General features: G+C 67.5%; 18 protein-coding genes. 11 read left to right on the top strand and 7 right to left on the bottom strand.

Features of this window, described 5'->3' with window-relative positions; genetic code table 11:
- Positions 1-65 precede the first annotated feature (65 nt).
- A complete protein-coding gene (locus ABE434_RS08195) occupies positions 66-1,031 on the bottom strand; it encodes a LysR substrate-binding domain-containing protein (protein ID WP_346478477.1) in 966 nt (321 codons plus the stop codon).
- Between the two features lie 108 nt (positions 1,032-1,139).
- On the opposite strand from ABE434_RS08195, the gene aceB reads away from it, so the two are divergent.
- The 4 genes from aceB to ABE434_RS08175 all read left to right on the top strand — a co-directional run bounded on the left by aceB (position 1,140) and on the right by ABE434_RS08175 (position 7,907).
- Positions 1,140-2,786, top strand: coding sequence for a malate synthase A (aceB, locus tag ABE434_RS08190; RefSeq protein WP_346478476.1), 1,647 nt, complete (start codon positions 1,140-1,142; stop codon positions 2,784-2,786).
- Positions 2,787-2,838: 52 nt separating this feature from the next.
- On the top strand, positions 2,839-4,131 hold the full coding sequence (gene aceA, locus ABE434_RS08185; RefSeq protein ID WP_159498903.1) for an isocitrate lyase: 1,293 nt from the start codon (positions 2,839-2,841) through the stop codon (positions 4,129-4,131).
- 223 nt (positions 4,132-4,354) lie between these two features.
- Entirely contained in the window at positions 4,355-5,401 is a 1,047-nt protein-coding gene (locus ABE434_RS08180) for a GGDEF domain-containing protein (RefSeq protein ID WP_176990203.1), read from the top strand.
- A 13-nt stretch (positions 5,402-5,414) separates the two neighbouring features.
- On the top strand, positions 5,415-7,907 hold the full coding sequence (locus tag ABE434_RS08175; RefSeq protein ID WP_346478475.1) for a putative peptide modification system cyclase: 2,493 nt from the start codon (positions 5,415-5,417) through the stop codon (positions 7,905-7,907).
- Between the two features lie 8 nt (positions 7,908-7,915).
- On the opposite strand, the gene ABE434_RS08170 is transcribed toward ABE434_RS08175, so the two are convergent.
- Positions 7,916-8,209 carry an NHLP-related RiPP peptide gene (locus tag ABE434_RS08170; protein ID WP_179460518.1) on the bottom strand — a complete coding sequence of 98 codons (294 nt, stop codon included), beginning with the start codon at positions 8,207-8,209 and terminating at the stop codon, positions 7,916-7,918.
- Positions 8,210-8,345: 136 nt separating this feature from the next.
- Here ABE434_RS08170 and ABE434_RS08165 point away from each other — a divergent pair, with 136 nt between their 5' ends.
- The gene (locus ABE434_RS08165; RefSeq protein ID WP_346478474.1) at positions 8,346-9,548 is read left to right on the top strand and encodes a putative peptide maturation dehydrogenase; all 1,203 of its coding nucleotides are present in this window, start codon (positions 8,346-8,348) and stop codon (positions 9,546-9,548) included.
- Here ABE434_RS08165 and ABE434_RS08160 read toward each other — a convergent pair.
- The 3 genes from ABE434_RS08160 to ABE434_RS08150 are packed head-to-tail and all read right to left on the bottom strand — an operon-like array spanning position 9,503 to position 14,325.
- Positions 9,503-11,485, bottom strand: a complete 1,983-nt coding sequence (locus tag ABE434_RS08160; RefSeq protein WP_346478473.1) for an acetyl/propionyl/methylcrotonyl-CoA carboxylase subunit alpha — start codon at positions 11,483-11,485, stop codon at positions 9,503-9,505. The genes ABE434_RS08165 and ABE434_RS08160 overlap by 46 nt on opposite strands.
- Positions 11,486-11,540: 55 nt before the next feature.
- The gene (locus ABE434_RS08155) at positions 11,541-13,151 is read right to left on the bottom strand and encodes a carboxyl transferase domain-containing protein (protein WP_070474306.1); all 1,611 of its coding nucleotides are present in this window, start codon (positions 13,149-13,151) and stop codon (positions 11,541-11,543) included.
- A gap of 10 nt (positions 13,152-13,161) precedes the next feature.
- A complete protein-coding gene (locus ABE434_RS08150) occupies positions 13,162-14,325 on the bottom strand; it encodes an isovaleryl-CoA dehydrogenase (protein ID WP_176990199.1) in 1,164 nt (387 codons plus the stop codon).
- 146 nt (positions 14,326-14,471) lie between these two features.
- Between ABE434_RS08150 and ABE434_RS08145 the strand changes: the two genes are divergently transcribed.
- The 3 genes from ABE434_RS08145 (at position 14,472) to ABE434_RS08135 (ending at position 17,250) form a co-directional block, all read left to right on the top strand.
- Complete coding sequence (locus ABE434_RS08145; protein ID WP_123731088.1) at positions 14,472-15,077, top strand: TetR/AcrR family transcriptional regulator; 606 nt, start codon at positions 14,472-14,474, stop codon at positions 15,075-15,077.
- A 114-nt stretch (positions 15,078-15,191) separates the two neighbouring features.
- Positions 15,192-15,710, top strand: a complete 519-nt coding sequence (locus tag ABE434_RS08140) for a c-type cytochrome (protein ID WP_070474313.1) — start codon at positions 15,192-15,194, stop codon at positions 15,708-15,710.
- Between the two features lie 94 nt (positions 15,711-15,804).
- On the top strand, positions 15,805-17,250 hold the full coding sequence (locus tag ABE434_RS08135) for an ExeM/NucH family extracellular endonuclease (protein WP_346478472.1): 1,446 nt from the start codon (positions 15,805-15,807) through the stop codon (positions 17,248-17,250).
- A gap of 45 nt (positions 17,251-17,295) precedes the next feature.
- Here the strand turns inward: ABE434_RS08135 and ABE434_RS08130 are convergent, their stop codons facing one another.
- Positions 17,296-18,162, bottom strand: a complete 867-nt coding sequence (locus ABE434_RS08130) for an EamA family transporter (RefSeq protein WP_346478471.1) — start codon at positions 18,160-18,162, stop codon at positions 17,296-17,298.
- 56 nt (positions 18,163-18,218) lie between these two features.
- Here ABE434_RS08130 and ABE434_RS08125 point away from each other — a divergent pair, with 56 nt between their 5' ends.
- Complete coding sequence (locus ABE434_RS08125) at positions 18,219-18,905, top strand: CocE/NonD family hydrolase (RefSeq protein ID WP_346478470.1); 687 nt, start codon at positions 18,219-18,221, stop codon at positions 18,903-18,905.
- Positions 18,902-20,002 (top strand): cell division protein ZapE, encoded by a 1,101-nt coding sequence (gene zapE / locus ABE434_RS08120; protein WP_346478469.1) that lies wholly within the window; start codon positions 18,902-18,904, stop codon positions 20,000-20,002. Before ABE434_RS08125 ends, zapE begins: the two co-directional genes overlap by 4 nt.
- A gap of 58 nt (positions 20,003-20,060) precedes the next feature.
- On the opposite strand, the gene ABE434_RS08115 is transcribed toward zapE, so the two are convergent.
- Positions 20,061-20,882, bottom strand: a complete 822-nt coding sequence (locus tag ABE434_RS08115; protein WP_346478468.1) for a DUF2884 family protein — start codon at positions 20,880-20,882, stop codon at positions 20,061-20,063.
- A gap of 577 nt (positions 20,883-21,459) precedes the next feature.
- Between ABE434_RS08115 and ABE434_RS08110 the strand changes: the two genes are divergently transcribed.
- A complete protein-coding gene (locus tag ABE434_RS08110; RefSeq protein ID WP_346478467.1) occupies positions 21,460-23,844 on the top strand; it encodes a ribonucleoside-diphosphate reductase subunit alpha in 2,385 nt (794 codons plus the stop codon).
- The last annotated feature ends 66 nt before the right edge of the window (positions 23,845-23,910 follow it).

The following is a 23,910-nucleotide window of genomic DNA, read 5'->3' as shown; positions in this document are numbered from 1 at the left end:
GAGGCCTGAGCCCAATGCACGTGAGAGCCATTGAGCGCTCAATGAGCGAGTTATGGTCAATCGCCTCACCGCTCCGAATGTCCACTTTCATCATAGCTGCGCGGACTGAACAGGTCCGGCTGGATCAGCTCGATGAACGCCCGCGCCTGCGGTGACAGGAAACGCCCGCGCCGCACGATCACGCCATAACTCCGCTCCGGGAACCACGCACTCATCGAGCGCGTCACCAGCTTCTCGCGGTCGGCATCGTGGAGGCAGAGCGCCGGCACGATCGAGATGCCCATGCCCATCGCGACGTACTGCTTGATCACTTCCCAGCCGCCGACCTCCAGCGCCACGGTGTAGGGCAGCCGATGCCGCTGGAACACCTGGTCCACCAGCCGGTAGGTGATCTGGCGTTTGGGCGGCAGCACCAGCGGGTACTGCGAGATCGCCTCCAGGCTCAGCTCGCCGTGCGCCAGCGGATGCTCGGGCGGGGCGATCAGCACCTGCTCGAAGCGATAGGCCGGGGCGTAGCTGAGGTCGACCGGCACGTCGGTCATCGAGCCCACCGCCAGGTCCGCCGCATCGCTGCGCAGCAGGTCGGTGCCGTCGGCGCTGATCGCGTTGTGCAGGGTCAGGCGGACATCCGGGTGGCGCTGGCGGAAGCGCTCCACGATGCGTGGCAGCAGGTACAGGATGGTCGAGCTGTTGGCCGCGATGTTGAGCTCGCCGGCATCCAGTCCCTTCACCTTGTCGCGGAAGTTGGCCTCCAGCCCGTCCAGGTTCTCAACCAGCGACAGCGCCATGTCATACAGCAGCTGGCCTTCGCGGCTGGGCACCAGGCGGCGGCCGCTGCGTTCGAACAGGTTGACCCCGAGTTCGCGCTCCAAGGCCTGCAACTGCTGGCTGACGGCTGGCTGGCTGACGAACAGCGCCTCAGCGGCCCGTGAGACCGAGCCGAGGCGGACCGTCTGACAGAACGCCCGCAGCGGCTTGAGCCGATCGGATTTGTAGGAAAACCGGGGACTTGGCGTGCGTGGCGTGGTCATGGCGTCATGAGTATAAGCACACCTTATGTAAGCCATTGCAATAACTGCTTTGTCAAATATCGGCGCGGCGGCGCACGGTGGAGCTCAACCGCACCGCAGGAGTCCGCCATGTCCGCCGTCGCTTACGCCACCGCCCAGCCCACCCCCGCCGATGCACCGGCCACCCCCGGCATCGCCCTCACCACCCAGCTGGCGGGCCAGTCCGCGCTGCTGCCGGCGGGGGTACTGGCGCTGCTGGTGTCGCTGCACCGGGCGGTGGAGCCGGAGCGTCAGCGCCGGCTGCAGGCACGGGTGGCCCGCCAGGCCTTCTTCGATGGCGGCGGCCTGCCGGACTTCCGTGCTGATACCGCCGAGATCCGCAGCGGCGACTGGCAGGTCGCCCCGCTGCCGGAGGCGCTGCAGGACCGCCGGGTGGAGATCACCGGCCCGACCGACCCCAAGATGGTCATCAACGCGCTGAACTCCGGCGCCAAGGTGTTCATGGCCGACTTCGAGGATTCCACCGCCCCGGCCTGGCGCAACCTGCTGGCCGGCCAGCAGGCGCTGATCGGCGCGGTGCGTGGCGATCTGACCCACACCGGCCCGTCCGTCGATGGGAAGCCGGGCAAGCAGTACACCCTGCGCCCGTTCAACGAGCAGGCCGTGCTGATTGTCCGCCCGCGTGGCTGGCACCTGGATGAGAAGCACGTGCGCATCGATGGCCAGCCGATCGCCGGTGGCCTGTTCGATGCGGCGGTGTTCGCCTTCCACAACGCCCGCACGCTGATGTGCAGGCAGCGTGGGCCGTACTTCTACCTGCCCAAGCTGCAGAGCATGGAAGAGGCGGCGCTGTGGGAGACCGCGCTGTCGCACATCGAGGGCATGCTCGGCCTGCCGCATGGGCAGATCAAGGTCACCGTGCTGATCGAGACCCTGCCGGCGGTGTTCGAGATGGACGAGATCCTGCATGCGCTGCGCGATCGCATCGTCGGCCTGAACTGTGGCCGCTGGGATTACATTTTTTCCTACATCAAGACCTTCCGCCGGCACGCCGACAAGGTGCTGCCCGAGCGCGGCCAGGTGACGATGACCCAGCCGTTCCTGAAGGCCTATTCGGAGCTGCTGATCCGCACCTGCCACCGCCGTGGCGCGCATGCGATGGGTGGCATGGCCGCGCAGATTCCGATCAACCACGACGCGGCCGCCAACGAGCAGGCGATGGCGCGGGTGCGGGCGGACAAGCTGCGCGAAGTCACCGCCGGCCATGACGGCACCTGGGTCGCCCACCCCGCGCTGATCCCGGTCGCGCAGGCGATCTTCGACGAACACATGCCCGGGCCGAACCAGCACCGCGTGCTGCGCAACGACGTGCAGGTCGGCCGCGACGACCTGATCGCCGCGCCCACCGGCACCATCACCCGCGCCGGTTTCGAGGGCAACGTCGAAGTCTGCGTGCGCTACCTGGCCGCCTGGCTGGACGGCAACGGCTGCGTGCCGATCCACCACCTGATGGAAGACGCGGCCACCGCCGAGATCAGCCGCAGCCAGCTATGGCAGTGGCTGCATACCCCCGGCCAGCACCTGGACGACGGCACCGCCATCGACCTGGCCCTGCTCGACGCCACCCTGGCCCAGCTGCCGGCGCGGCTGGGCGATACCACCGCGCTGCCGGGCAGCGCCCGCATCCCCGAGTCCATCGCGCTGCTGGCCGAACTCAGTCGCCGCGACGCGCTCACCGACTTCCTGACCCTGCCCGCCTACGACCGTCTCGACTGACCCCCCGCCATCCACCTGCTGTTACCGCATCCGTTCCCTTTGGAGATTCGACATGAGCACCCTGCAGACCGCCGAACAGATCCAGCACGCTTGGAACACCGACCCGCGCTGGGCCGGGATCACCCGCAACTACACCGCCGCCGACGTGGTGCGCCTGCGTGGCACCGTGCACGTGGAGCACTCGCTGGCGCGGCTGGGCGCGGAGAAGCTGTGGACGTACCTGCAGGAGAAGGACTTCGTCAACGCGCTGGGTGCGCTGACCGGCAACCAGGCCATGCAGCAGGTCAAGGCCGGCTTGAACGCGATCTACCTGTCCGGCTGGCAGGTCGCCGCCGACGCCAACCTGGCCGGCCAGATGTACCCGGACCAGTCGCTGTACCCGGCCGATTCGGTGCCGGCGGTGGTCAAGCGCATCAACAACACCCTGCTGCGCGCCGACCAGCTGCACCATGCCGAGGGCAAAGATGACATCGACTTCCTGCAGCCGATCGTGGCCGATGCCGAAGCCGGTTTCGGCGGCGTGCTCAACGCCTTCGAACTGATGAAGGCGATGATCGAGGCCGGTGCGGCCGGCGTGCACTTCGAGGACCAGCTGGCCTCGGTGAAGAAGTGCGGGCACATGGGCGGCAAGGTGCTGGTGCCGACCCGCGAGGCGATCGAGAAGCTCAACGCCGCCCGCCTGGCCGCCGACGTGATGGGCGTGCCGACCCTGCTGGTGGCACGTACCGATGCCGAGGCCGCCGACCTGCTGACCAGCGATGTGGATGGCAACGACCAGCCGTTCACCACCGGCGAACGCACCGTGGAAGGCTTCTACAAGACCCGCAACGGCCTGGACCAGGCGATCAGCCGCGGCCTGGCCTATGCGCCCTATGCCGACCTGATCTGGTGCGAGACCGGCAAGCCGGACCTGGAGTTCGCCCGCAAGTTTGCCGAGGCCATCCACGCCAAGTTCCCGGGCAAGCTGCTGGCCTACAACTGCTCGCCCAGCTTCAACTGGAAGAAGAACCTGGACGACGCCACGATCGCGACCTTCCAGAAGGAGATCGCCACCTACGGCTACAAGTTCCAGTTCATCACCCTGGCCGGCTTCCACGCCCTGAACTACTCGATGTTCAACCTGGCCCACGGCTACGCCCGCCGCCAGATGAGCGCCTTCGTGGAGCTGCAGGAGGCCGAGTTCGCCGCCGCCGACCGCGGCTTCACGGCGGTCAAGCACCAGCGCGAGGTCGGCACCGGCTACTTCGACGCGGTGACCCAGGCGATCCAGCAGGGCCAGTCCTCGACCACCGCCCTGAGCGGCTCCACCGAGGAAGAGCAGTTCAACGCGGAACGGGCGGCCTGATAGCCCGGAAGGGCGGCCAGGGAAGGCCCGCAGGGCGGCCGGTCGGGGGACCTGCCGCCCTGTTCCGTAGTCCGGACCGGTCTTCACATGGCCAGACACGGGAGAACCCACGCCGTTTAACGATGTTGGGGTCTGAAAGTCGGAAATGGGATAGGGCGCACAGTTTTGAGGAGTGCTATCCTCCATCGCTCACCAGGGGGCGCTGGAAAGCGGGTGTTCGGAAATGACCGGCAAGGGTGCGGCGGCGATCATGTGCGAACAGGAACCAGACATCGACCGAAAGGCGATGGCTGAGATCGTGCACGCCATCCTGAGCAATGGCGAGTCCGCATTGTTCTCCGAATTCGGCCGGCAACGCAAGCTGCCCTCAGGCACGCATCTGTTCCACCGCGGCCACGCCGGCAACACGATGTACGTGATCGTCAGCGGCTGCATCGAACTGGACTTCGGCGAAGACCTCGTCGTGAAGTCGCTCGGTCCCAATGAATTCTTCGGCGAGCTGGGCCTGTTGATCGGCGATCACCAGCGCACGGCCGGCGCGCGTGCGGTCGAGGACAGCATCGTGCTGGAACTGGACCACGAGGATTTCCAGCGCCTGGTCGACCGCGATCCTGGTCTGCTCGCCTACTTCCTGCGCCGCACGATCATGCGCGTGGTCAGCAACGAACAGGTGCTCATCCGCCAGCTGCGCCGCCGCAACCACGATCTCGAAACCGCGCTGGACAATCTCTACGTCACCACCCATCAGCTCACCCACACCCGCGAGCTGGTGCGCACCGATGAACTGACCGGCCTGCACAACCGGCGTGGTCTGGCGCTGTACCTGCAGGAATGCCGTGCCCAGGAAGACAGCGCGCCGCAGGGCCTGCTGCTGATCGACTGCGACCAGTTCAAGCAGGTCAACGACGTGCACGGCCACCAGGCCGGCGACCGCGTGCTGCAGAGCGTGGCCAACATCCTGCGCTCGGTGGCCACCGAGCCGGACGTGGCCTGCCGGCTCGGTGGCGACGAATTCTGCCTGCTGCTGCGCAGCGCCGACCAGGACAGCCTGCAGCACGCCGCCGAGTTCATCCTCAGCGCGGTGCATGGCCTGATCGGCCGCGCCCACGGCGTACCGCATGTGTGCCCGGTCAGCATCGGCGTCTGCCTGATCGACCCGCGGACCGACTGGAGCGAGTGGTACGCCCGGGCCGACAATGCGCTGTACCAGGCCAAACGGCTGGGCGGCAACCGATTGCACTGGTCGCGATCAGCGACCGCCACACCCTGATCGGGAGATCGGCATGAACGGCGACAACGGAACGTCGACCCAGGCCCCGCAGATGCGGGCGCTGTTGTTCACCGATCTGTGCGACTCGCTGATCCTGGTGGAGCGCATCGGTGATGCGGCGGCGGCTGAGCTGTTCCAGGAGCATGACCGGCTGGTGCTGGCGTTGCAGCAGCAGTGGAACGGGCACCAGATCGATCGCTCGGACGGGCTGTTTCTGTTGTTCGAGCGGCCCATCGATGCGCTCGGATTCGCCCTGGATTACCACGCTGGCCTGGGTGCACTGGGTCGATCGCTGCAGCACCCCATCCGCGCACGCGCGGGCCTGCATGTCGGTGAGGTCATCCTGTGGGACAACAGCGCCGAAGCGATCGCGCTGGGCTCCAAGCCGGTGGAAGTGGAAGGGCTGGCAAAGCCGATGGCGGCGCGGCTCATGCAGCTGGCACGGCCCGGGCAGATTCTCGTGTCGGCGACGGCTGAGTCGATGGTCCGGCGTGCCGGCGTTGCGTTGCGCGATAAAAACAACGGACTGAAATGGACTTCGTTCGGACGCTGGCGATTCAAGGGCGTGGCGCAGCCGATGGACGTGTTCGGAGTGATGTCATCGGACATGCCATCCAGCGGTCGCCCCCGGGCGACGTCGAAGGCCGCCCGCGACCTGCCTTTCTGGCGCCAGCCAACGGCCATGGTGGCGGAAGCCACGTTGGCCGTCGCGCTGCTGGTGGGGGCCTGGATGATGACGCGGTCGCAGCCGGCAATCGCCTTCGCTGAGCGTGACTGGGTGGTGCTGTCGGATGTCACCAACCAGACCGGCGAGCCCATTTTCGATGACTCGCTGCGTCAGGCCATGCTGCTGGGCCTGGAACAGTCGAAGTACGTCAACGTACTGTCCGACGGCAAGGTCCGCGAAAGCCTCGAACTGGCACGCGATCCCGTGGATGCCGTGCTGGATCGATCGCGCGCGGTGGACGTGGCGGTACGCGAAGGTGCCCGCGCGGTCCTGGTACCGAAGGTCATCCCGCGGCGTGGTGGATACGAGGTGCAGATCTCGCTGATCGACCCTGGCAAGGACGTGGTGATCCAGACGTACACGGCCCTGGCGTCCGGGACCGGCAACGCGGTGGAGGCGGTCGACAAGGTGATCGGCGAACTGAGGGCCGGACTGGGCGAATCCGTCGCAGGTCTGCAGCGGTCCATGCCGCTGCCCAGTGCCTCAACCGCCAGTCTGCGCGCCCTGCGCTCGTATGCGCTGGCCGAGACGGCACTGGGCGAGCGCCGTTTCAATGACGCGCGCAATCTGTATCAGACCGCGTTGGAGATCGATCCGGCGTTCGCGCTGGCCTATATCGGCCTGGCCAAATCGTTCGCGCGTACCGCCGATCGCAGCAGTGCGCGCGAGCAGCTGGAAAAAGCGCTGGCGTTGAAGGGGCGGCTGCCGCACCGCGAGCAGCTGTACCTGAAAGGATGGCAGGCGGAGCTGGAGCCGGACGGGTGGCCGGTCGAGCAGTGGCGGGTACTCGCCGGGGTGTACCCGGATTTCTATGCCGGTCCTTCCAACACGTCCTGGTATCTGATCCAGGACAACCGCTTCCAGGAGGCAGAGCCCTTCGCCCGTGCGGCGTCCGTTCCCCAGGACTACCTGCGCATCTACCCCATGGTGCACCTCGCCCGCATCCAGCTGGCCCGCAACCAGTTCCATGAGGCGCAGAACACCCTGCAGCAGGCGCGTACGCTCCGCCGCGACGGTATCGACGACACCCAGGTGGATGTTCTGGTCGGCCTGCGCCGGTATGCAGAAGCCAGGCGCCTGGTGGAGCGCATGGGCAAAGGCGAGGACGCCCTGCAGGACCTGATGCATCTTCGAGCAAAGGTGCTGCTCGCCGCCGACCAGGGAGACTGCGACGCCATGCGTTCGGCCGTGCGCCAGGATGCCGCGAAACCGGGCCTGGCGGATTACCAGATTCATCAGAAGCTGGTGCATGCCACCGTCGAGACGCTGTGCGGGGGGGCCAACAAAGGCACCTTGTCTGCGACCGCAACGCAGCTGATTCCCATGTTGAAAGAGCGCGATCATCCCAACATCGCCGACCGCAGCCTGCAGTTGCTGGCGCTGGTCTACCTTGCGCAGCGCCAGGGCCAGCATCCGTTGGCCGACACACTTTTGCGCGACAACGCGGCGCTGCTGGAACGCCAGCACAGCCCGGTGGTCGCCAAGTGGCGGCGCATCGTGTCCTCCAATGCACTGCTGATCGATGGCAAGGCCGATGCGGCGGTAGAAATGCTGCAGCCGCTGCTGGACGGGTCCGAGCCGGTGCAGGCGCATGTCGTGCTGCTGCAGGCCAGGAGGGCACAGCAGGATGGGGCGGGCGTCCTGCAAGAGCAGCAATGGCTGGCCACGCATCGTGGGCAAGCCATTGCCGAGGTGGCGGCGATCCAGGTCTGGCAGCCGTTGAACGCGCATGACGTGGCCACCTGGTCCGTGCCGGTCAGCGCGACCGGCATGCAGTGAGGCGACCGTCAGCTGATGGTGTCGCCAACTTTGCCAGCTTCGAAACAGAACACCACCGTCATCGACGCGGTATGCGTGCTCAGATAGGTTTCCAGTTCGCTGCGCAGGGCGAGCAGTTCCGAAGGCGTGGCGAGGTCCACGACAGCCAGGCAGTCGGTACAGCCGTCGGGGTCGATGCCGATCGAGGCAAGCGCTGCCGCGCCATCGGCGGAAAACAGCGTGCGGAACGCCGTATCGCCAATCAGATGGTCGAGCAGCAGCATGGCTTGGGTCGGGGTGAGCTGGGCGGGAGCAGGCGTCATGGTCGATTTCCAGGGCAAGAGAGTGTTCTATCGGCACAAGCGCTCCCCGGTTGAGCACAACGCACCGGCGGAGGCCTCTGTGTGCGGTCACCGCACATCGGGATAAGCTTACCTCTGCATTACGACAGGAAGATCGATGCGCGTTCGCCGCTGTACCCATCTACTGCTGGAGCCGCGCGAAACCGTCTCGTTCGGCCTGCAGGCGCTTCTGCGTGGCAACACCGAGGCCAACAGCACCCATGTCTGGCTGGCGCTTGCGGGGCACCTGGATGGCCCGGTGGAGATCGACGCCGGGCAAAGCGAACTGCTTGGCCGCACCAGCGCAACGCAGTGGCGGACGTTGTCGGCGCAGGACATGGCCGATCCCCGCTGGGGCCAGTTGCTGAGCAACGGCCTGCTGCTGGGCGATCAGCCGGAACACGCAGACCTTCTGGCGCGCGACCAGCGGATCAAGGACGCACATTGGTGGCCGCTGTCCGCCGTGGCGCACCGGCACTCGCGCTGGCAGGGCGTGGACAGCGTTTCGGACATGCGCGGGCAGGGCCTGGATACCGCAGTCGGTCTGCGCAGGACGCTGGGTGCGCCGCCGCCTGCCGTGCATCCTCTGGAGGGCCAGTACCAGCCGCTGCCGAACGTGCAGGAATCCCCGTTCGATGCCCTGCTGGCGGCCAGAACCACCTGTCGCAACTTTGATCCCGGGCGTGCGCTGCCGCTCCCGATGCTGGCCCAGCTCCTCCAGCGCAGCGTCATGGCCCACGCCGCGCTGCAGGTCGAGCAGGACATGCTGATTCTGAAGAAAAACGTCCCTTCGGGCGGGGGTCTGCACCCGACCGAGGTATGGCTGCTGGTACAGCGCGTCGACGGGCTCGCGCCCGGCCTCTACCACTATCACGCGCTGGACCACGCGCTTCTGGCGTTGCCATCGCCGCCCGTTCCCACGCTGCCATCGCTGGCTCGCGCCATGGTATCGGGGCAGGAATGGTTCGCCGATGCGCCGGTCCTGATCGTGCTCGCCCCTCGTTTTGGACGCAGCTTCTGGAAGTATCGCAACCACGCCAAGGCGTATCGTGCGCTCACGCTGGACGCAGGACACATCTCGCAGATGGTGTACCTGGCGGCCACGGAAGCAGGCCTGGGTGCTTTTGTGACCGCAGCCATCAACGAAGGTGACGTGGACCAGGCCTTTGGCCTGGATGGCGTGGAACAGGGCGCGCTGGCGATCTGCGGTGTGGGCTACCGTGCGGTAGAGCGCAGCACGGCCGAATTTGATCCGGCCGGCCGCAGTGCGGGTAACTACGCCGCCTCGAAATCCACCAGCACCGCGCCATCACCCACCTGATCCCCGGCCTTGACCCGGTAACCCTGCACGGTGCCATCGGCCGGTGCCTGCAGCGTGTGCTCCATCTTCATCGCCTCCAGCACCAGCAGCGGCGCGCCGCGTTTGACCGCCGTGCCCGGTGCCACCAGCGTGGCAACGATACGGCCCGGCATCGGCGCGACCAGGCTGCCGGCATCGGCGACGGACTGGTCCGCTTCGCTGACGGGATCATGCAGGGTGAAGCGCTGCACGCCCTCGCTGCCGAACAGGTAGAGCTCATTGCCATCGCGGATGACGGTGGCACGGTGCAGCTGCTCGCCGATCTGCACGCGCAGCGCATCACCGGCCAGGCGGCCGCTGCCCTGCAGTGCGTTGCCGTCCATGTGGACGGTCCACTGTTCGCCCGCGCCCTGCACGGCCACGCTGCGCTGTGCACCCCGGTGCTCCAGCGTCAGCGCGCGTGCGGCGGCCGCGCCAAGGCGCCAGCCATCCTGGGCCTGCCACGGCGAGTGCGGGTCACGCGCGTCACGGCGGGCGGCCTCGCTGGTCGCCACGCCGGCAATCGCGGCCAGCGCCCAGAGCGCCGGATCGCTGTCGCCGTCGTTGGGGGCCAGTGCGGCCTGCTCGCGCTCGATCAGCGCGGTGTCCAGCTTGGCCTGGGTAAACGAATCGGTCATCACCAGCCGGCGCAGGAAGGCGGCATTGGTGGTCACGCCGACCACTTCGCACTCGGCCAGCGCCTGCTGCATGCGGCGCAGCGCGGCATCGCGGTCGACGTCCCAGACGATCAGCTTGGCGATCATCGGGTCGTAGAACGGGGTGATCGCATCGCCCTGCTCGACACCGGCGTCCACGCGCACGTGTGCGGTGTTGGCCGGCAGGCGCAGGTGGCGCAGGGTGCCGGTGGACGGCAGGAAACCGCGGTCGGCGTCTTCGGCGTACAGGCGTGCTTCCAGTGCATGCCCGCGGATCTGCAGCTGTTCCTGCTGCAGCGGCAGCGGCTCACCGCTGGCCACGCGCAGCTGCCACTCGACCAGGTCGGTGCCGGTGATGCACTCGGTGACCGGGTGCTCCACCTGCAGGCGGGTGTTCATTTCCATGAAGTAGAAATCGCCATCGGGCCCGGCGATGAACTCCACCGTGCCGGCGCCGACGTAGTTGACCGCGCGCGCGGCATCGACGGCGGCCTTGCCCATCGCGGCGCGGCGCTCGGGCGTCATGCCCGGGGCGGGCGCTTCTTCGAGCACCTTCTGGTGGCGGCGCTGCACCGAGCAGTCGCGCTCGAACAGGTACACCACGTTGCCGTGGCTGTCGCCGAACACCTGGATCTCGATGTGGCGCGGGCGCTCGACATACTTTTCGACCAGCACGTGGGCGTTGCCGAACGCCGACTGCGCCTCGCGCTGGCAGCTGGCCAGCGCCTCGGTGAAGGTCGCGCTGTCATCCACGCGGCGCATGCCCTTGCCACCGCCGCCGGCGCTGGCCTTGATCAGCACCGGGTAGCCGATGCTGTCGGCCTGCTGGCGCAGGAACTCGGGGATCTGCTCGTCGCCGTGGTAGCCCGGGGTCAGCGGCACGCCGGCCTGCTGCATCAGTGCCTTGGCCGCGCTCTTGTCGCCCATCGCGCGGATCGCCGCAGCGGAGGGGCCGATGAACACGATGCCGGCGTCGGCGCAGGCCTGCGCGAAACCGGCGTTCTCCGAGAGGAAGCCGTAGCCGGGATGGATCGCCTGCGCGCCGGTGCGGCGGGCGGCCTCCAGGATGGCGTCGCCGCGCAGGTAGCTCTCACGCGCCGGCGCCGGGCCGATCGCGATGGCCTCGTCGGCCAGGCGCACGTGGCGCGCGTTGCGGTCGGCGTCGGAGTACACCGCCACGGTGGCGATGCCCAGGCGCTGGCAGGTAGCGATGACGCGGCAGGCGATTTCGCCACGGTTGGCGATCAGGATCTTGGTGAACATGGTGGTCTCGTTGCGCGGGCCAGGGGCGGCGGTGCCAGGCGGCACCGCCCGTGCATTACATGCGGAACACGCCGAAGTCGGTCTTCTTCGCCGGGGCGTTGAGGCTGGCCGACAGCGCCAGGCCCAGCACACGACGGGTGTCGGCCGGATCGATCACGCCGTCATCCCAGAGGCGGGCGCTGGCGTAGTACGGGTGGCCCTGCGATTCGAACTGCTCGCGGATCGGCGACTTGAAGCCGTCTTCTTCCTCGGCCGACCACTGCCCGCCCTTGGCTTCGATGCCATCGCGCTTGACCGTGGCCAGCACGCTGGCGGCCTGCTCGCCGCCCATCACGCCGATGCGTGCGTTCGGCCACATCCACAGGAAGTTGGGCGAGTAGGCGCGGCCGCACATGCCGTAGTTGCCGGCGCCGAACGAGCCGCCGATCACCACGGTGAACTTGGGCACCTTGGCGCAGGCCACGGCCATCACCAGCTTGGCGCCGTCCTTGGCGATGCCGCCGTGCTCGTACTTGCGGCCGACCATGAAGCCGGTGATGTTCTGCAGGAACACCAGCGGAATGCCGCGCTGCGTGCACAGTTCGATGAAGTGCGCGCCCTTCAGCGCGGACTCGGAGAACAGGATGCCGTTGTTGGCGATGATGCCCACCGGGTAGCCGTGGAGATGCGCGAAGCCGGTGACCAGGGTGTTGCCATAGCGGGGCTTGAACTCATCGAAGCGTGAATCGTCGACCAGGCGCAGGATCACTTCGCGCACGTCGTAGGGCTTGCGCGTGTCGGCCGGGATCACGCCGTACAGCTCGTGGGCCGGATGCCGCGGTTCCACCGGGGCCTGCACTGCCAGCGCCGGCTCGGGCTTGCGCCAGTTGAGCTGGGCGATGATCGCGCGGACCCGGGCCAGCGCCTGCAGGTCGTTGTCGGCCATGTGGTCGGCGACGCCGGAGATGCGCGTATGCACGTCGGCACCGCCCAGTTCTTCGGCGGTGACCACTTCACCGGTGGCCGCTTTCACCAGCGGCGGGCCGCCGAGGAAGATGGTGCCCTGCTCGCGCACGATCACCGTTTCATCGCTCATCGCCGGCACGTAGGCGCCACCGGCGGTGCAGCTGCCCATCACGCAGGCGATCTGCGGGATGCCCTGCGCGGACAGGTTGGCCTGGTTGTAGAAGATGCGGCCGAAATGGTCGCGGTCCGGAAACACCTCGTCCTGCAGCGGCAGGAACGCACCGCCGGAATCCACCAGGTAGATGCAGGGCAGGCGGTTCTGTTCGGCCACTTCCTGCGCGCGCAGGTGCTTCTTGACCGTCATCGGGTAGTAGGTGCCACCCTTGACCGTGGCATCGTTGGCCACGATCACGCACTCCACGCCCGAGACCCGGCCGATGCCGGCCACCACGCCGGCGCTGGGGATCGGATCGCCGTACATGCCGTGCGCGGCCAGCGGGGCGATTTCCAGGAAGGCGCTGCCCGGATCGAGCAGGGCATCGATGCGGTCGCGCACCAGCAGTTTGCCGCGTGCGGTGTGCTTGGCGCGTGCCGCTTCGCTGCCGCCCAGCGCGGTCTGCGCGAGGGTGGCGCGCAGGTCGTCGACCACCGCCTGCAGTGCGGCGCGGTTGGCCTCGAAGGTGTCGCTGCCCGGTTGCAGCTGGGTGCTCAGTACGGTCATGGCAGGGCCCTTACTTGGTGCGCTGGAACAGTTCGCGGCCGATCAGCATGCGGCGGATCTCGGAGGTACCGGCGCCGATTTCATACAGCTTGGCATCGCGCCACAAACGACCGGTCGGGTACTCGTTGATGTAGCCGTTGCCGCCGAGGATCTGGATCGCCTGGCCGGTGAGCCAGGTGGCCTTCTCGGCCGAGTACAGGATCGCGCCGGCCGCGTCCTGGCGCGTGGTGCGGCCCTGGTCGCAGGCGCGTGCCACCGCATACACATAGGCGCGGCAGGCGTTGAGGCCGACGTACATGTCGGCCAGTTTGGCCTGGATCAGCTGGAAGGTGCCGATCGCCTCGCCGAACTGCTTGCGCTCGTGCACGTACGGCATCACCACATCCATCGCCGCGGCCATCAGGCCGAGCGGGCCACCGGAGAGCACCACGCGCTCATAGTCCAGACCGGACATCAGCACCTTGACGCCACCGCCGACCACGCCGAGCACGTTGGCTTCGGGCACTTCGCAATCCTGGAAGACCAGCTCGCAGGTGTTGGAGCCGCGCATGCCGAGCTTGTCCAGCTTCTGCGCCGTGGAGAAGCCCTTCATGCCCTTTTCGATCAGGAACGCGGTGATGCCCTTGGCGCCGCCATCCGGATCGGTCTTGGCATAGACCACCAGCACATCGGCATCCGGGCCATTGGTGATCCACATCTTGTTGCCGTTGAGCACGTAGTGATCACCGCGCTTGTCCGCGCGCAGCTTCATCGAGACCACGTCCGAGCCGGCGCCCGGTTCGCTCATGGCCAGCGCGCCGACCAGCTCGCCGCTGCACAGGCCGGGCAGGTAGCGCCGCTTCTGGTCTTCGTTGCCGTTCTTGCGCAGCTGGTTCACGCACAGGTTCGAGTGCGCGCCGTAGGACAGCGCGATAGCGCCGGACGCCCGCGAGATCTCTTCCATCGCCACCACGTGCGCGAGGTAGCCCATGCCGCTGCCGCCGTATTCTTCTTCCACGGTCAGGCCGAGCAGGCCCTGCTCGCCGAGCTTGCGCCACAGCGCATTGGGGAACAGATTCTCTTCGTCGGCCTGGGCGGCCAGCGGCGCGATTTCAGCGGAGGCAAAATGGGCCACGCTCTGGCGCAGCAGGTCGATCTCTTCGCCGAGATCGAAGTTCATGGTCGGGACGTGCATGGGCGACTCCGCAACAACAAGGGATGGGACGCGCCGGGAGGGATGGACGGGCTGACAGGGCCGTCCCGCGGGCGATGTACCCCCAGCGTAGCCGGGTTCGACAAAGAAGTGAACACAAATTCAAAAATTGAACATAGAATCAACAAATGGCCTATAAACGCTCCGCCCTGATGGAAGAACGCCTTGCCGGCGCCCGCGAACGCATCCTGCTGGCGACCCGTGCGCTGGTGGCGGCCGGCGGCTACCGCAATGCCCCGGTGACGGCGGTGGCGGCCGAAGCCGGCGTGTCCACCGGCCTGATCTACCGGCACTTCCCTTCCAAGGCCGAGCTGTTCGTGGAGGTGCTGACCGCCGCGGTGGACCACGAACTGCGCATCTTCGAGGCGATCGCGGCCGAGCCGTTGCCCGCGCCGGAGCGCCTGCGCCGCGCGATCACCGCCTTCGTGCGGCGCGCGCTGGCAGGCCCCGGGCTGGCCTATGCCTTCATCGCCGAGCCGGTCGATCCCGAAGTGGAAGCCGAGCGCATCCGCTGCCGCCGTCTGTTCGGCGATGTGTTCCGGCGCATCGTCGCCGATGGCGTGGAGGCAGGCACCTTCCCACAGCAGGACACCCATGTCGCCGCGGCCTGCATCGTGGGCGCGTTCACCGAGGCGCTGGTCGGCCCGACCGCACTGAGCCGCGACGCGCATGGCGACGAAGATGCGCTGGTCGAGTCGATCTGTGTTTTCTGCCTGCGCGCCGCCGGCGCCTGAGCCGCGCGGATGCTGCATTGCGACACCGGCAGGTCGCTTGCGCAGCGCCGCCGACGCTGGTCATACTCCGGCGACAAGCCGTGGTCCAACGACTACCAGCCAGGGGTATAGAGAGTGCGGAATTACGACCTCGAGTTCCTGAAACGCTTTTCCATGGTCATCGCGCTGCTGATGGCCATCACACTCGGCCTCATCATCTTTGCGGCCTACCTGCATACCAGCATTCCCCCCGAAGTCTCGCCGATGGCGGCCAAGCGCACCGAACAGCGGATCGCGCCGGCTGGAGCGGTCTATGCGGGCAGCACCGGTGCCGCCGCGCAGGCCGCCGCTCACGCTGCCGCGTTGGTCAAAGCCGCCTCGCAGGTGGCCTATGGCGGCACCACCGACGGCAAGGTGATCTACGACAACCTCTGCACCGCCTGCCATACCAATGGCGTCGGCAAGGCGCCGACGCTGGACCATGGGCATTGGGATGCGCGCATCGCCCAGGGCAAGGACACGCTTTACAAGCATGCCGTGGAGGGCTACACCGGCCCGGACGGTGGCATCATGCCGCCCAAGGGCGGTAACCCGGCGCTGACCGAGGAGCAGATCCATGCCACGGTCGACTGGATGCTTGCCAACCTGAAATGACGGCTTTGCCGGATCAGGCCACCGACGCCGCCGAAGGGCGGCGTTTCACTTTATATGGTTAGCCTTGTCGCACTTCCCTGGAGTCCTGCTTCCGATGCGCCGTACCCCCCTCGTGTTCGCCCTCGCGCTGGCGTTGTCCGGCGCGGTCCATGCCGCCCAGCCGCAGCCCGCCACCTCGCCGCAGGTGCGTCCGGCGCCGACCACGTCGGCCACGGTCACCCTGACCGCGCCGCCGACCGACTGGCGCACGCTGGACGGCCAGCAGGTCCGCATCGCCGCGCCGCTGACCCTGGCCGGCACCGATGGGCTGTCGCGTTTCGGTGAGCTGACCGTGGCCTTCGGCGGCCGCCTCTGGCAGCCGAGCGAAGTGGCCGCACCGGGCACGGCGGGGCATGCGCAGGTGGTGGCCGACAACCTGCATCGCCGGCTGGTGCTGGATGATGGCAGCGATGCCCGCGATCCCGGCCCGGTGGCGTACCTGCCCACGGCCGCGAACCTGCGCACCGGCATGGTCCTGCGCAATGTCGAAGGCATCGTCCGCATCGATCCCAAGGGCACCACCCGCCTGCAGGTGACCCGTCCGTTGAACCTGCCCACGCTGGAGCGCCCGGCGGTGCCGGTGGTGGCGGGCGCCCTGCACGTGGCGGCGTTCAACCTCGAGAACTTCTTCAATGGCGATGGCCAGGGCGGCGGTTACCCGACCCTGCGCGGCGCCCGCACCCTGGCCGAGCACCAGGCGCAGAAGGCCAAGCTGGTGGCGACCATCAACGCCCTCGGTGCCGATGTCGCCGCGCTGATGGAACTGGAGAACGATGGCTACGGCCCGCAGTCGGCGATCGCCCAGCTGGTCGACGCGCTCAATGCGGATCGCGGCAAGGAGGCCGACTGGCGTTTCATCGATGCCAAACAGGGCCCGGGTGACAACCCGATCCGGGTCGGCATCATCTACCGCGCCTCGCGGGTGACCCCGGTCGGTGCCCCCGCCGTGCTGGAGAAGGAGCCTTTCGGCGAACGCAGCCGTGTGCCGCTGGCGCAGGCTTTCCGCGCCGGCAAGGGCGCGCCGTTCGTGGTCGTGGCCAATCACTTCAAGTCCAAGGGTTGCTCGGAAGCGACCGGCGCGGACGCCGACCAGAAGGACGGCCAAGCCTGCTGGAACGCCACCCGCGTTGCCTCGGCCACGCTGCTGGACCGGTGGCTGGCAAGCGACCCGACCGGTGCCGGCACCCGTGATGCGGTGCTGCTGGGCGACTTCAACGCCTACGCGATGGAGGACCCGATCCGCACCCTGCACGCGGCCGGCTGGGAGGATGCGTTCGCGGTGGCGAAGGTCGAACGGCCTTACAGCTACGTCTACAACGGTATGACCGGCCGGTTGGATCACGCGCTGTTGAGCCCGGGCATGGCGCAGCGCCTGCGCGCGGCAGCGGAGTGGCACATCAATGCCGATGAGGCCGACGATGTCGGCTACCGCGACCGCAACGAAGCCGGCCCATGGCGCAGCTCGGACCATGATCCGCTGCTGCTGGGGTTTGATCGCTGATACCGCACGGGTGTGCCGGCCGCTGGCCGGCACCGCATCAATCGATTACCACGTGCCCCACGCGATCAACCCGATCGCCACCACGGCCAGCGCCAGCCCGACCCGGTTCCACACGCTGGTGCGCTCGCCGAAGCCGACGATGCCGACCAGCGCACCCAGCACCACCACGCCGATGTTCATGCCGGCGAACACCACCGCCGGGCTGTCCGGCAGGTGCTGGTGGGCGCGTACGTAGAACAGGATGTTGCCGAAGTTGAGCAGGCCGAGCAGGGCGCCGCCGACTCCGTTGCGCCACTGCAGGCGGGCGATGCCGCGCAGGTGGCGCCATAGCTGCAGCGCCAGCATCAGCACGAAGGCCAGGCTGAAGCTGACCAGCAGCGCCGCCATCGAGGGCGTGCCCGACAAGGCCACCTTCTTGAGCAGGATGTCGACCAGGGCATAGCCCACCCAGACCGCCAGCAGCCACGGCCAGGCCCGCCCGCCGGTGGGCTCGGCCGCCCCGGCGCGCGGGCGCACGCTGATGCCCAGGATCGCCAGCAGGCCCAGGCCCAGCCCGGCCAGCTTCCAGCCGTTGGCGGTCTCGCCGAACACCAGGAACGCGGCCAGCAGCGAAAGCAGCAGCGACAAGCGTTGGGCCACATCGCTGCGCACGATCCCGGCGCGGGTCACCGCGCGGGCCATCATCAGGAAGATCGCCGGCAGTGCCACGGCCAGGCAGAGCAGGGCAGCCCACGGCGCATGCGCGCTCTGCAGCGAGGCCAGCGAGGGTTGCAGCAGCACCGCGCTGAGCACGCTGGCGACCAGGTAATTCCAGGTCACCACCTGCGGCATGTCCAGCCGCTGGCGCGGCGCCAGCTTCAGCAGGACCGAGACCAGCACGCTGCAGAGAACGCTGAAAACCAGATAGTGCATGTACGGATCCGGCGGGGGCGGCGGTGAAGCACGCGGAGGGACGGTATTATGACGCCATGCACAATCCCCCATTTCCCCAAGAAAGCGGTGCGCTGACGCTGGACGGACCGGTCGGTCCGCTGGATGTCGTGGTTGATCTGCCCGAGGCCGATGTCGCGGTGCAGCCGGTGGTGGCGATCGTCTGCCACCCCCTGTCCACCGAGGGCGGCAGCATGCACAACAAGGTGGTCACCATGGCGGCGCGCTCGCTGCGCGACCTGGGCATCGCCACCGTGCGCTTCAACTTCCGCAGCGTCGGCGACTCGGCCGGCACGTTCGACAATGGCGTGGGCGAGCAGGACGACCTCAAGGCCGTCGCCGCCTGGGTACGTGCGCAGCGGCCGGGGCAGGCGCTGTGGCTGGCCGGTTTCAGCTTCGGCGCCTACGTCTCGTTGCGCGCCGCCGGCGACCTGCAGCCGACCACGCTGATCTCGATCGCGCCGCCCGCCGGGCGCTGGGACTTCGACGGCATGCAGCCGCCGGCCCAGTGGCTGGTGATCCAGGGCGAGGAAGACGAGATCGTCGATCCGCAGGCGGTCTATGACTGGCTGGACGGCCTGGATGCACCGCACGAACTGGTGCGCATGCCCGACACCAGCCACTTCTTCCACCGCAAGATCGTCGACCTGCGCGGCGCGCTCATCCATGGCGTCAAGCAGTGGCTGCCGGATCCCGCCCCCGACGCGGCCCCCGACGCGGCATGAGCGACACCGTGATGACCCCGTCGCAGCGCTACGCCGATGGCGTGGCCCGGGGCGAATGGCAGAACGACCCGGCCCAGCACGCCGCCCTGGCCGAGCTGGATCGCATCCATCTCGCGCTGGTCGACAGCGCGCAGGACGGCTGGCTGGATCGCCTCTCCGCATTCTGGAAGAAGCCCGAGCCGGTCAAGGGCCTGTATTTCTGGGGCGGGGTGGGGCGCGGCAAGACCTTCCTGGTCGATCTGTTCTATGACGGCCTGCCGATCGAGCAGAAGTACCGCACCCATTTCCATCGCTTCATGCGCGGCATCCACGAGCGGCTGCGCGAGCACCAGGGGCAGAGCGATCCGCTCGCGAAGATCGCCCAGGAGTGGCGCAGCAAGCTGCGCGTGCTGGTGCTGGACGAGTTCTTCGTCACCGACATCGGCGATGCGATGCTGCTGGCGCGCCTGCTCGAGCGCATGTTCGCCGAGGGCGTGACCCTGGTGACCACCTCCAATACCGCCGTCGAGAACCTGTATCTCAACGGCCTGCAGCGCGACAGCTTCATGCCCGCGATCGGGCTGCTGCAGACCTACTGCGTGGAGCTGTACGCCGAAGGCACCGAGGACTACCGCATGCGCGCGCTGACCCGCTCGCCGGTGTATCAGTCCCCGATCGACGCCGGCAGCGATGCCTGGCTCGCCGGCCGCTGGGCCGAGCTCAGCGGTGGGCAGCCGGCCAAGGCGGGCAACATCGAGATCGAGGCGCGCAAGATTCCGGTGCGCGGCCGCGGCAAGAGCATCGTCTGGTTCGATTTCAAGGCGCTCTGCGAAGGCCCGCGCGGCCCCTCGGATTACATCGAGATCGCGCACGAGTTCAACACCGTGCTGCTGGGCGACATCCCGCACTTCGACACGCTCAACGAAGATGCCGCGCGTCGCTTCGTCAACCTGATCGACGAGCTGTACGACCGCCACGTCAACCTGGTCTCCACCGCGACCGATTCCCCCGTGGCGCTGTATTCGGGCGTCCGCCTGCAGGGCGCGTTCGAGCGCACCGCCTCGCGCCTGATCGAAATGCAGAGTGCCGAATACCTGGGTACCCCGCACCGCGCGTAATCCCACGCCGGGCCCGGACAGGCCGTGATGTAGATCCACGCCATGCGTGGATGCAGTCCTACAACGGCGGCAACACCAACGCGTCCCCGCGCGGCTGTTCGTGCGCGATCGGCGCGGCCGCGTCCTCCTCGCGGTCCATCACCATCATCGCCAGCGGCTTGCCCTGGTAGCGCACCTCCAGCGACTGCTGGATCGCATCCAGCGCCAGCACCTGCGTGCACAGCGACCGGGCCTGCGCCTCCAGCGCCTGCCCGCGGACGTCCATGCGACGCTCCAGGTCGGCCTCCATCTTCTCGGCGCGCGCCTCGATCCGATCCGAGCCGCCGGTCAGCATCGTCCACAGCACGCCGCGGGCGAGCGAGGCCGACATCGACTCGGCGGCCTGCTCGATCCGGGCCTCGAACTGGGTACCGAACAGGTCCTGCTCCCAGATTCCACGGCCCAGGGTACGGCCGACGTAATCGTGGGCATCCTTGCGCAGCCCTTCCACCTCGCGTGCCTTGCGACGGCTGCCCGTCATGATCTCCACCGTGGCCCCCAGCGCATCGAAGGCGATATCCGTGGCCTCCCCGGCCACCCCGGCCACGGCAGGCACCAGCTGGCGGGTGCCCCATTCGAGTTGGCGCAGCCGCTGGGCGTCGGCGTCGCTGACCGGGATCGGCTGGCGGTCGATGTTCAGCTCGCCATCGTGGAAGAAGATCTCCGCCGGCACCTGCTCGCGGTTGCGCAGCCAGATCCCGCCGCTGTCCACCAGCACGTTGTAGGGCGTGCTCACCCCGCACTGGCGCGAGGAGAGGGCCGGCGCCTTGCTCTCGCCGGCAGCGGCGATGCCAGCCAGGGTCAGGCCCAGCAACAGACATCCAGTCAGGGGCAGGCGCATGGTCGCGTTCATGTAAAAGGAGACGCGTTGGAGCGTCGCACCCCGCGGCGCCCCCGGCGCGGGTCGGAAGTCACCCTGACCGGTTGCCATTCGTTAGGGGCATGTGAGGCCGCTGTTCCGTTTTTCGCGCCCCTGCGTCGCATCCGGCATCGGCGTTTTGGCCTTGACTGCGCACTCGCTTTCGACAGGTCCAGACCGTTCGTCGGACGCCTTTCCGGCCCGGTCCTTGCGCCGCAAGGGATTGGGGAAATTCACTACATTTGGCGTTGACGACACCTGGTACCCCCACTATCTTGTGGCCGTCGGTCCCGCCGACCACAAGTCGACGGGTGTATCGCCTTCACGCCGATGGCCTGAAGACCTACTGACAACCGCACGCACGTACAGCGTGTGGTGCCGGTCGCACGACTCTCCGGGGGGAGAGGACCGGTGACGCAGGGGGAATCCGCCCGCAGGCCTGCCTGCGCTGTCGCGGCTCCTGCGACGCCGCAGGTCCACCCTGTAGATCCGTGCGCCGGTTCGGCCTGCAACGCAGGCGACGCTGTACCACTTCCAATCACGCCCAGAGGAAAACGCCGTGAGCATCGAAACCAGCACCGACATCGATAAGGAAAGCGAATTCCTGCTGACCTCGCCGCCCACGGCGACCGCCATGAGCGTGACCAAGCGCAACGGCACGACCGAACTGGTGGACCTGAACAAGATCGTGCGCGCCGTACAGCGCTGCTGCGAAGGTCTGCATGCGGTGGATCCGATGCGCGTGGCGACCCGGACCATCTCCGGCCTGTACAACGGCGCGACCACCCAGGAGCTGGACGAACTGTCGATCCGCACCTCGGCGCTGCTGATCGGTGAAGAACCGGAATACGGCCGCCTCGCCGCGCGCCTGCTGGCCAACTTCATCGCCAAGGAAGTGTCCGGCCAGGAAATCCATGCGTTCTCGCAGTCGGTCGGCCGCGGCCACGAAGTGGGCCTGATCAACGCGCGCCTGCTCGACTTCGTGCAGATCAACGCCCGCAAGCTCAACGATGCGATCGATCCGTCGCTGGACCTGCATTTCGATTACTTCGGTCTGCGTACCCTGTACGACCGATACCTGCTGCGTCATCCGCACACCCGCAAGGTGATCGAGACCCCGCAGCAGTTCTTCCTGCGCATCGCCAGCGCGCTGAGCGAAGACGTGCCGGAAACCCTGGCGCTGTACAAGCGCATGGGCAACCTGGATTACCTGCCGTCCAGCCCGACGCTGTTCAACTCCGGTACCACGCATGAGCAGCTGTCCTCGTGCTTCCTGCTGGATTCGCCGCAGGATTCGCTGGAGTCGATCTACGCCAAGTACGGCGACATCGCGCAGCTGTCCAAGTTCAGCGGCGGCATCGGCGTCAGCTACAGCCGCGTGCGTTCGCGTGGTTCGCTGATCAAGTCGACCAACGGTCATTCCAACGGCATCGTGCCGTGGCTGAAGACCATGGATTCGTCTGTCGCGGCGGTGAACCAGGGCGGCAAGCGCAAGGGCGCGGCCTGTGTGTACCTGGAAACCTGGCACGCCGACGTCGAGGACTTCCTCGAGCTGCGTGACAACACCGGTGACGAATCGCGCCGTGCGCACAACCTGAACCTGGCCAACTGGGTGCCGGACCTGTTCATGCAGCGCGTCGAGGCCGACCAGGAATGGTCGCTGTTCGATCCGAGCGTGGTGCCCGAGTTCACCGATCTGTTCGGCGAAGCCTTCGAGCAGGCCTACCTGCAGGCCGAAGCCCAGGGCAAGGCCCAGCGCACGATCTCCGCACGCAAGCTGTACTCGCGGATGATGCGTACCCTGGCCGAGACCGGCAACGGCTGGATGACCTTCAAGGACAAGTGCAACCGCGCCAGCAACCAGACCCTGCGTCCGGGCAACGTGATCCACCTGTCCAACCTGTGCACCGAAATCCTGGAAATCACCTCGGCCGAAGAGACCGCGGTGTGCAACCTGGGCTCGATCAACCTGGGCAATCATTTCGATGCCCACGGCGAGTTCGATTTCGACAAGCTGGCCGACACCGTGCGCCTGGCCGTGCGTCAGCTCGACCGCGTGATCGACCTGAACTTCTACCCGATCGAAACCGCCCGCCGCGGCAATCTGCGCTGGCGTCCGGTCGGCTTGGGCTGCATGGGCCTGCAGGACGTGTTCTTCCGCAAGCGCCTGGCCTTCGACAGTGCCGAGGCCCGCGCGCTGTCGAAGAAGATCGCCGAATCGATCTACTTCCACGCGCTGGAAACCTCGTGCGAGCTGGCCCAGGAACGCGGCAAGCACCCGTCCTTCGCCGACACCCGTGCGGCCAGCGGCGAGCTGCAGTTCGATGCCTGGAACGTGGTGCCGGAAGACACCGCACGTTGGGACGCCCTGCGTGAGCGCATCAAGGAACACGGCCTGCGCAATTCGCTGCTGATCGCGATCGCCCCGACCGCCACCATCGCCTCGATCGCCGGTTGCTACGAGTGCGTCGAGCCGCAGGTGTCCAACCTGTTCAAGCGCGAAACGCTGTCCGGCGACTTCCTGCAGGTCAACCGTTACCTGGTGAACGAGCTGAAGAAGCTCGGCCACTGGACCCCGGAAATGCGCGACGCGATCAAGCTGGCCGAAGGCTCGATCCAGGGCATCACCCAGATCCCGGAAACGCTGCGCCACGTGTACCGCACCGCCTGGGAACTGCCGATGCGTTCGCTGATCGACATGGCCGCCGACCGCGGCGCGTTCATCGACCAGTCCGCCTCGCTCAACCTGTTCATGGAAAGCCCGAACATCGGCGCGATGTCCTCCATGTACATGTACGCCTGGAAGCAGGGCATCAAGACCACGTACTACCTGCGTTCGCGCCCGGCGACCAAGATCGCCAAGACCACCGTCAGCAGCTACACCCCGGTCGAAGCCGTCGCCTGCTCGCTGGAAAACCCGGAAAGCTGCGAGGCGTGCCAGTAATCAAGGCGTGCCGGCCCACCCGGCCGGCACCGCCGGGTGCACCGACGGACGGTCGTTGCCTACCCG

The organism is Stenotrophomonas sp. TWI1183 (assembly GCF_039673115.1).
Classification (GTDB): domain Bacteria; phylum Pseudomonadota; class Gammaproteobacteria; order Xanthomonadales; family Xanthomonadaceae; genus Stenotrophomonas; species Stenotrophomonas maltophilia_AA.
Note: the sequence above shows the minus strand (reverse complement) of the source record. Positions and strands in the feature narration are given on the sequence as shown.